Origin of the sequence: Arthrobacter sp. SO5 (assembly GCF_020532805.1) — a bacterium.
Taxonomy (GTDB): domain Bacteria; phylum Actinomycetota; class Actinomycetes; order Actinomycetales; family Micrococcaceae; genus Arthrobacter.
The window spans coordinates 115,200-124,901 of the sequence record NZ_MQTQ01000101.1; the positions used below are offsets into that span (position 1 = coordinate 115,200).

Annotated in this window: 6 protein-coding genes and 2 pseudogenes; 5 read left to right on the forward strand and 3 right to left on the reverse strand. The window is 60.9% G+C overall.

What is annotated here, in order from left to right; genetic code table 11:
* The first annotated feature begins 17 nt into the window (after positions 1–17).
* Both BJG92_RS17610 and BJG92_RS17615 read left to right on the forward strand, forming a co-directional pair.
* Positions 18–1,316, forward strand: a complete 1,299-nt coding sequence (locus BJG92_RS17610; RefSeq protein ID WP_232085268.1) for a Y-family DNA polymerase — start codon at positions 18–20, stop codon at positions 1,314–1,316.
* Between the two features lie 42 nt (positions 1,317–1,358).
* Positions 1,359–1,694: a hypothetical protein gene (locus BJG92_RS17615; RefSeq protein ID WP_232085269.1), complete on the forward strand. Its 336-nt coding sequence runs from the start codon at positions 1,359–1,361 to the stop codon at positions 1,692–1,694.
* A gap of 309 nt (positions 1,695–2,003) precedes the next feature.
* Here the strand turns inward: BJG92_RS17615 and BJG92_RS17620 are convergent.
* Positions 2,004–3,152, reverse strand: a pseudogene (locus BJG92_RS17620) (IS3 family transposase).
* 208 nt (positions 3,153–3,360) lie between these two features.
* Between BJG92_RS17620 and BJG92_RS17625 the strand changes: the two are divergent.
* On the forward strand, positions 3,361–3,498 hold the full coding sequence (locus tag BJG92_RS17625; protein WP_232085270.1) for a hypothetical protein: 138 nt from the start codon (positions 3,361–3,363) through the stop codon (positions 3,496–3,498).
* Between the two features lie 163 nt (positions 3,499–3,661).
* On the opposite strand, the gene BJG92_RS17630 is transcribed toward BJG92_RS17625, so the two are convergent.
* Together BJG92_RS17630 and BJG92_RS17635 are read right to left on the reverse strand one after the other, a co-directional pair.
* On the reverse strand, positions 3,662–5,269 hold the full coding sequence (locus BJG92_RS17630) for an AAA family ATPase (protein WP_232085271.1): 1,608 nt from the start codon (positions 5,267–5,269) through the stop codon (positions 3,662–3,664).
* Between the two features lie 502 nt (positions 5,270–5,771).
* A pseudogene (locus BJG92_RS17635) lies at positions 5,772–6,729 on the reverse strand (transposase family protein); the annotation flags it as partial.
* Positions 6,730–7,972: 1,243 nt separating this feature from the next.
* Between BJG92_RS17635 and BJG92_RS17640 the strand changes: the two are divergent.
* Positions 7,973–9,103 (forward strand): GTPase family protein, encoded by a 1,131-nt coding sequence (locus BJG92_RS17640; protein ID WP_232085273.1) that lies wholly within the window; start codon positions 7,973–7,975, stop codon positions 9,101–9,103.
* Between the two features lie 398 nt (positions 9,104–9,501).
* Positions 9,502–9,702: IS110 family transposase (locus tag BJG92_RS17645; protein WP_232085274.1), on the forward strand; the 201-nt coding region annotated here is incomplete at its 3' end.

A 9,702-nucleotide genomic window follows, 5' to 3' on the forward strand; every position in this document is an offset into this window, starting at 1 on the left:
CCGGCACGGGGCAAGCAATGTCTAAGCCTGCTGTCATGCGGCATATGCCGCAGATCGCGCACGTGGATGTGAACTGCTTTTACGCCTCGGCCGAGCGGGCCTTCGACCCGTCCCTGGAGGGTCGGCCCGTGATCGTGCTCTCCAATAACGATGGCTGCGCCGTCACCCGGTCCCCCGAAGCGAAAGCCCTCGGCATCCCGATGGGTGAGCCGTGGTTCAAATTGGCCCCGCGGGCCAAGGAGTGGGGACTCGTTGCCCTCTCGAGTAACTACGAGCTCTATGGCGACATCAGCGCCCGCGTCATGGAACTCCTCGGCCGGTACTCAGCCTGGCTGGAGGTCTACAGCATCGACGAGGCGTTCCTCGGCGTCAAAGGAACCCCGGACGAACTCCTGGCCCTGGGCCGGGACATGAAGGCCACCGTGCGGCGCAACGTCGGGGTTCCGGTCTGCGTGGGCATCGCGCCCACGAAGACCCTTGCGAAACTGGCGAACAAATGGGCCAAGAACAACCCCGCCTTCGACGGGGTCTGCCACTGGGACTCCGTACCCGCCGCGGACAGGGAATCTCTGATGCGCCGCCTGTCCGTCATCGAAATCTGGGGTGTCGCCACCCGGCTGACCAAACGCCTCAACGCCCTGGGCATCCATTCCATCTTTGACCTGTCCCGGGCGGATCCGGTGATGATCCGGGACCGGTTCTCCGTGGTCATGATGCGCACCGTCCTGGAACTGCAGGGAACCCCCTGCATCCCGATGGAGGAAGAACGGATCGGCCGGGACCAGCTCATCTTCTCCCGCTCCTTCGCCACCCCCATCACCACCGCCGCAGGGATCCGGCAGGTCATGAGCGTCTACGGCCAGCAGGCCTCGGCGCGGCTGGCCAAACACGGACTCCAGGCCAAAGTCCTCACCGCGTTCGCCGGCACCTCCCACTTCAACCCCAAAGACACCTCCTACCCCTCCGTGTGCGTGCCGCTGCCGATGCCGACCGCGGACCCGGTGATCCTGACCAAGGCCGCCCACGCACTCCTGCCCCGCATCTGCGAGGGCATCCGGTACGCCAGGGCAGGCATCATGGTCACCGACCTCCGCCCCACCGGAAACCAGGCACCCCTGTCCCTGTTCGAAAACCCGCACGAGGAACGCCACATCGGAACCCTCCTCGAAGACGTCACCCGCCGGTACGGGCGCGGCTCCATCGGCCTCGGCCACGGCGGCATCCGCGGCGGACCGGACTGGACCATGAAACGGGACATGCTCTCCCCCCGCTACACCACCGACTGGGACGAACTCCCCCTCGTCAAAGCCGCCTAAGCCAAGCTCACGCGCACGACCGCACCACGAAAGAACACCCCCATGAGCAGCACCATCGAAGCCCCCACACTCAACAACGACGTTCAGGTCCGGACCGACCCGGCAGGCAAACCCCTCGCCATCCGCCACGACGGACAGATCTGGCTCGTCGACCCCGCCACGGACTCACAGCACTGGTTCGGACGCGACGCCTGGTGGGACAGCCGACGCACCGCCGCCGTCGGCAGCGGCGACCTGGTCAGCATCGAATACTGGCGCGTCCAGGTCCGTCCCGACTCCAGCTCCGCTCTTCGGACCGCTACTCTCCGTCGGGAACCGTTCTCCGCGCGGTGGCTCCTGGAGAACATCAGCGATGCCGAAGAGACAACCGACAATTGAACCGCCAACCCATCAGCGATCAGACGTGGGAAGGAATCAGCAGAGAATTCACGCTGCCCTCCCTGGAGCTGGTCCGCCGACGGCTCTCCGAACTGATGGAAGACCCCGAACCGGTGATGCGACAGCTCGTCCGCGTCAACGACGGAACCTTCTGCCCGGGATTCCAATTTCTCCCCGGCGGACAACTCCACCCGACGGTGACGGAACTTCTTCGGAGAGCCATGGGACTGAACATCCCGCACAACTTCACCCTCTGGATAATCTCCCCCTCCAGAGACCTTGGTTGGGCCCCCGTTAGCATTCCAGCGTCTATGCGATAGCTAGTTGGTTTTCTTGCGTCCAGGTTTCCCAGTAGCGTTTCGGCGTCATGCCGTCCAGGGATCCGTGGGGCCGTTCGTGGTTGTAGATAGCTTTCCATTCCTCGGCCAAATACTTCGCTTCGGCCATGGTGTCCATGATTTCTCCGGAGAGTTGTTCCCTTCTGAACTGGGCATTGAACGATTCGATAAAGCCGTTCTGCCACGGTGATCCCGGGCCGATGAACGCGGTATCCACGCCGGCGGTGTTGCACCACTCGACCAGCGCGGCGGCGGTAAATTCCGGCCCGTTATCGCACCGGACGTAGGCCGGGGCGGTGCCGGTTTCGGCAATGATATTCTCCAGCACCGCGACCACGTCCGAGGCCTTGAACGACCGGCGCGGGATGATGGCCAGCGCGGTGCGGGTGTATTCGTCGATGACGTTGAAGAACCTGATGTGCCGGCCGCAGGAGGTCACATCGGACTGGAAGTCGAAGCTGACCACATGCATCGGATACTCGGCGGTGAGCCGCTTCTGTTCCCCCGGCGCCGGGCCCAGTGCGGCGCTTCTTCCGCGCCTTGGGTTTGCAGGTGAGCCCTTCGTCGCGCCAGAGCCGGCGGACCCGCTTCCTGTTCAGCGCCACGCCTTCCCAGGCCGGCTGGGCCAGCATATGCCAGCGGGCCTTCCGCCAGCCCCACGCCGGATGCCTAGTGGCCAGCGCGCGCAGGTCCATCCGCAGCAGCGCTTCCTCGAAGCCCATGTCGGGTTTCTTTTTGCGGAAAGCGGACCGGTTCTGGCCCAGAAGCGCGCAGGCGAAGCGTTCGGAAGCCCCGAACTTCTCCATCGCCATGCGCACGGCACGGCGGCGGGGTTCGGGGCTTAGAATTTTCCCCGCGCGACCTCGTTAAGGATGTCGATGGCCAGTTCCTTCTCCGCCAGCAGCCGCTTGAGCCGGGCGTTCTCCTTCTCCAGCTCCTTGGTCCGTTTGGACGCCTCGGCGTTCTTCTCGGACCCGTACTGGTTCAGCCAGCGGTACCAAGTCGCCTCGGTGACTTGAAGCTCCTTGATGACCTCGACCATCTGGTGTCCGTCGTTGAGCATCTTCTGGCCCTGCCGGACCTTAGCGATGACCTGCTCGGGGGTGTGTCTGCGTGCCATGATTCGTGAATTTCCTCCTGTGTCCATTCTCGGACACGAAACTCACACAAACACTGGACTCCTATCCGGGGACCCAACCAACCTTGCCGGAACCCGACCCGTAGACCATCTGAAAGGCGGCACCGCTCCCCTGCTCCGCGCACTGGAAGCTTACCGCTGGCGCTAGAACTGGCTCTTGACCGCGCCGACGGGTGCTTAGCGTTGGCCCATGGGACTCACCTACGACACCCCGGACCCGGCAGCCCTGACGCTGTCGCGGCTCGCCGCGGAAGAATCCGAAGGCCCCCGGTGCCCTGAGGGTCCCGAGCGTGATTACCTAGACGACTTCGGACATGCAACGGCGTAGCGTACCTCGAGCTGGTGGCCATCACGCTCGCCCCGGGTCCATTTCAATCTTTGGACGATCTGGCCCGAGTCATCGGCGCAGACTCAACAACACCGCTCGATGCCGCCGAAACAGAAATTCTCGGGCCCACTAGGCGTCGCCACGCAGCGACATTTCCGCCAGCTTACGGTGTACTAATTTTTCCGGCTTGGATCTCGAGAGCTCCGTCGAGCGCTGATGAGAGGTTCCGCCAGCGTTCCGACCAGTCCTCGAAAGCAACCTGCTCAGCCCGTGCGGTTAGCTTGTTGATAACGCTCTCCTTCTTTCCGTCGACTACCGCGAAGCCCATGAGCGCGTTGTTGGGATCAATGAGGAACTGTTTGAAGTGATTGGGTGAGTCCTTGTGTACTTCAAGGACCCATTCGTCCGGGAATAGCCCCTCGATTGAGAAACCGGACCTAGTGAAGACGAACTCGCGATTTGCAACAAAAGGATCTCCCGCATTCCCAAAGAACCCTGACAATCCATTGACGGCTTTGATGCCTGCATCATCTCCGTCGAAGAGGCTGATTACGGGTCGTTCTTGCCTCAAAAGGGAGTAGTTGGCTCGAAGAAAGCCCGCCAACTCTGATGCTCCACCTCGGTCCGCAATGTGCGCCCCCCGCAGCGCCGGCCATTCGCATCCTTCCTTACCTTGGGATACGGCCAAGAACCAACGGATGAGATGACCGTCGGTCTGGCCCTCTACCAGTACGGTTCGCTCACCAAACGAGAAGTAGTCGGAGAAAGCGACGCCCAAGCCTTTTCTAATTGCCTCGGTTGCTTTCTGATGAGACGTGAAAGTCTTCACTACCGTCAGCCCGTCCTCTACTACAGTCCCGACAACCCTGGCCTGATCCTGCGGGACAAAAGCCATGGAGTGGGTCGTGCAGACAAGCGCAGCGGAGTCTGATAATTTGCTCAGCAACGACAAAGCTGACTTCGTGAGCCCTGGGTGGAGGTAAGACTCTGGTTCCTCGATCAGCCAAATGGGAGATCTTCCTCTGAGTTGCTCCTCTTCCGTAACCCACAGGAGCGTCGCCATGAACGCTGCACTCTGAACTCCTTGGCCCTTGCGATCAAGTCGGGTGCGGAAGGGGTCTTCCATGTAGAAGTCAAAGCCGCTCAACGCGTTCTCGATAGAACCCCCTTCAAAGTCAAAGGATGCATGCAGGTTATCGATTCCGGCACTCTTAAGGCTGCCGGTGACTTTGGACGCGACGGTTGCGAGCTCCTTCTTCACGTTTTCTAGCTGTGGTTCCAGGGCCCGCACTACCGCTGCCTTCATGAACGGAACTAGGACATCGCCGTACAGCTCCTTGATGCTCTTGGCGGACGGGATGTAATGAATCTCAAACCTGCTGAGGAGATCAGTCACGAGCTGTCTCTGGATCCGACTGATACTGGCTTGTTGGCCTTTGTCCCCTGGCCGTCTCTGGTTGGGGAAGAACGCATATACCGGACTGCCTGTGCCCGAAAAGCTCAAATATAGAGGAAACGAGCTTGTCGTCCTCTCAAGCGAGTACAGATCGAAGAGCCTGTCGAGTGCTTGATAGATCTGCAGATCAGCGATATCCGCCCCGGTGTCGTCTCCTTCGAAGGTTCCCACGAGACTAGTGCGGACCGCTGAAGATCCGTTCGGAGAGTCCAGGTCTACTGAATAGCCCACCATATTGTCATGACCGGTGAAAAACGTCTCTATAGAACGGAGAAGGTTCGTCTTTCCCGAATTGTTTGGACCCACGATCGTCATGGGGCCATCCAGGTTCAAGAATTGGTCCTGGGCGCCTACAGTCCGATAGTTCTTGACGCGGAGCCCGACCAGCTTCACTGGTTTCCCCGAAGACACCAGTGGAAGTCTCCAAACATGCAATCTAATTCCCTCATGCGGACACCATACCTGTGCGCGAGGTTTGTTCTGACCGACTGCAATTACTGAGACCTGTGGCCCTCTCCATCGCCGCCGTCCCGTCCCACATCCTTGGAAGTAAGGTGCGGACGACTTTGGACATTCCGTGCAAGCGACTTCGGAATCCGAACCACGGTTCAAAATTGTCATTCTTTGGGAGCCGTCTGCACCAGTTCATGAGACAACCGGGGCGAGTGCAAAGGACTGTTGATGTCGGGATGTCAGAAGTCCCGTGCACCGTCATGCAATTTTTCAGCAGTCGTCTGCACCTGAGACCGAGCTACGGTACTGCCGCTGCTTCAGGGCTCGTCGCCGGGACCCAGCGGTACAGTGTGGGCACCGAGATGGTTCCGGCAAGTTCGTGGATTTGTTGCATCGCGGTGCCGATCACCCGTTCCACTATCCCGCCATAGTGTGGCCGGCCCGGCGGGCGGTAGGCAAGCTTGATACCCGTGTTGCTCGCATCCTCGCCGGAGCGCCTCGCTCTTGAATTCGCTGGCGTTGTCCAGGTGCAGCTGTCTTGGCTTCCCGCTCATGGGCCACTGCGCCTCAATACCCAAACTTTCAAGCCATGGCCTTTTATCAGTGCGGGCATCCGCCAGACACAGGCCGACCGTCACTGCCGAGGGCGCCTCCAGGGTCACGACCATACCAATAATGCATCGGCTGTAGACATCGATCGCAACGGTCAGATAAGGGCGGCCGATCGGTTGCCGTTCCCGCTCGTCCACGATGATGACGTCGATGACCGTGTGATCGATCTGCACCTGTTCCAAAATTGTGCCGATCGCCGGCACCTCGTCCCCGGCAGACTGCAACGGCCGCACCGCATTGGGGCCACCCCTGCGCCGGCCTACCTCAACTGGATTCAGCGCCCGGATTCGCCGCTCGACCGTGTTTCGGGCCGGGACCGGGAGCTGCCATGCGCGGCACGCTGCATCGATGTCGCGATACACCGCCGCCAGGGTCCCTTTCTGCCGGGTCAGGAACTGCTTCCGCACGATCTCCCGGAAAGGGTCTTCGACTGCGCCTAACAGACGCGCGGTTCCTGTCCCTCCGGAGGAGCGGCCCGGGGCCAAATCCGTCAGCAACCCAGACCCGGCGCGATGGCGTTTGATCAGCACGTGCACCTGGCGTTGCGATATGCCCAACGCCAGTGCGGCCGCATCAACTGCCGCCCTGCCGACTACCGCGTGCGTTGCCAAGGGCGTGATCACCGCAGACATTGACTTCGTCCGCTCCCACAGAGCATCTGGCATGGTCAACGTGCCGGGCTCACGAATGTGTGTAGATTCTGCATCCACTCCGCTACCTCCCTTGGTGTGCAGAGGAGTAGTAAGCAACATCGACGTTAGTGCAGAGGAGTATTGAAAACCAGTGCTCAACACTCGCCTGCACAACCGCGAGGACAGGCGGCCGGCAGTGCACGCGAGTATGGAAAAAGACATTCTCAAAATGGCGGTTTCCCGCAGAACGGCGCGGCTTTCTAGCCGCTCACTGCAAGCGCCGCCCTTCTCCTTTCGAGGTGTTCTTGAAATCCTTCGTTTGCGAGAGCAGCCGGGCAGGTCTCAGCCCGCCGTTCGGACCCGAACAAACCCGAAGACTCCACTGGTCCCCGCAGACAGTCTTGAGAAAATGGCCGCCGCCGTAATCTCCCCGTCTCCGGACATCTGATCGTGCGAATCTCACGTTCACGGTCGTGATCAGCAACTGTGTGGTCTGTGCCAACGAGTTTCCGTACCTGGTGATCGACCGGCTTACGGGCGCGCATCGCTAAGTGATACATCAAGGGACAGCGGTGCTATAGGGCCGGACCCAAGGGTTGCGGGAGAAATCTTTCTCACTGGAGATGCTCGGCCACCGTCGTCCCAGAACTGCTGTGGGTTCGCGCGATCGCTGGCCAGCCTCGCACAGGCGTTCGGAATCTGTCAGGGGCAGTCGCACTCCCACCAGTTGTCGCCGCAGATGCTGCACGTGATTGGAGCCGCACCAGGGCATGGCTCAATGTGGTGATAACGCGTAACCCGCCCAGACGAAGAGATCGCGATTTCCTGGCCCGCCTCGATCGACGCGCTGCACCCGGTACATGTACCGCTGGCGTACTTAGCAATGAATCCCGTTTCGCGCTGTTGCATAGCCGCGAGAGGAGCAGACTGGGACCTGCTAACGGGGACGTGTTGGCAGGGACGGCGTGGGTGGGATCAGAACGATCAAAACGCCTTAATAGTTACCCATATCCGGCATGTTTCTCACACAGATCCGTCGATTAATGAGCGCTGCGATGCCTCCAGAGACCGAAGCCAACCGTGAAAACATCTACGACCCGCCGCGAGCCCGCTAATAGAAGAGACGAGCCTTCGGGACCCAGCGATGCGAGGAGCACTGAACGCCTTCGACATCCAAATTCGACGCCGCCTCAGCATCGTCACCCGCTAAAACCACACCCTAGTTACACCGGACTCTGACACCCCGATACCATGTCGTTGAGGCAAGGGGGCGGTTTCGGCGTTTGAATGCGAGACCGGGGTCTGCCAAAGAGAGGGTGCGATGACGAACAACGGCTGGTCCAATGATGAGTTCCGCCAGAAGTGGCAGGAGCAGGCGGACAAGATGGGCCGCTTCAACCTGGCGATCTTTGGCAAGACAGGTGTCGGAAAGTCCACGCTGATCAACGCGATCTTCGGTGAAGACGTCGCTCCCACTGGCATCGGTGAGCCGGTCACGATGGAGAATCACCTCTATTTGCACCGCGCTGGGTTCCTCGGCCTGCTCGATACCCGTGGCCTTGAGATCGGTAGGGACACTGACACGCTCATTGCGGAGCTCGGCACGTATGTCAGGCGAATGCGTGCTAACCCGCTATCTGAGCAAATACACGTGGCCTGGTACTGCGTACGCGCCACCGATCGTCGGTTCGAGGACACCGAGGCGGAGTTCATTCGCCGGCTGCACGAACTCGGGCTTCCAGTCGTGGCCGTTCTTACGCAGGTGCCGTCGCGAGACGGCGAGCACCACGGCGATGCACTGACTCTTGCCGACCACATTGCCGAACTCGGACTGCCGATCGTCGGTGGCCGTCCAATTCTTGTGATGGCCACGGGGGACGACTTCACTCGCCAAGTGGAGCACGGTCTGAAGGACCTCCTTGATGCCACATTTCGTGTTGCTCCGGAAGGCGTCGAGTTTGCCTTGGCCGCGGCGCAGAAGATCGACTTGGGCCGAAAACGCAAACAGGCTAACGATACGGTCAGGCTGGCTGCGGCGCTTGCCTTGACGGTGGGCGCGATTCCGATCCCGATGGCCGACGCCGGCCCACTCGTTACAATCCAACTCGGCATGATGGCGAGAGTCGCAGCGATCTATGGCGTCAAGGTGGAGACAGCCACGCTGGCAGCGGCCGTGGCAACGACGGTGGCCGTGGCGGCGGGTAGAAGTGCCGTTGTGAGCCTGCTGAAATTGATCCCCGGCGCCGGGACGGTTGTAGGTGGAACAATTTCCGCTGCGGTCGCAAGCACCTTCACTATGGCCGTTGGGGGCGCTTGGGCGGTCGTGTGCGGTGAGCTCACACAGGGCAGGCTCAAGGGCGTTGACGGGGCAGTAGACAACGAGATGGTGCGCGAACTGTTCCAAGCGCAGTTCGGAGTCTGGTTCAGCAAAGCGCGCGCCGCCAAGGCGTAGCTAGCTCCGCGGTGGCTAGAGGTTCGACTTTCACCGGTTGGCATCTTTGTGGACCATCTGACGGTACATGCCACTCAGCTCGGAGTGCCTACCGAGAGACACCTCACCAGAAATCAAACAGGGCAGACTGGTCAAGAGCCATCGTGTGTTTGTGTCCTTATGTTGTTACCGGGTGAAGTTCCGCGGCCATTGTAGGGTCGTGGCTACCCAGGGGAGGCGGGTATGGCTTTGTTGCTGTGGCCGGACGATTCATCTCGTGACGGCTCCGAAGGATTGGCCGCCCGCACTCTCCGCGATGACCCGACCGCTGATTGAGAGACGCGACATGATCGCCGGATAAGGACACGACGGCGCGGTTATCTGCTGGGTTCCACCCAATCAACAGACTGGAGGCTGTTTTGGCGAAATTGTGGGCCGGTATCGACGCCGGCAAAGCCCATCATCACTGCGTCGTGATCGACGCCGACGGAAACCGTCTGCTCTCCCAGAAAATACCCAACGACGAACCCGCCCTGCTCGAACTCATCGCCACCGTTCTCCAACTCGCGGACGGGGACGAGGTCCTCTGGGCGACCGACCTGAACCACGGCGGACCCGCG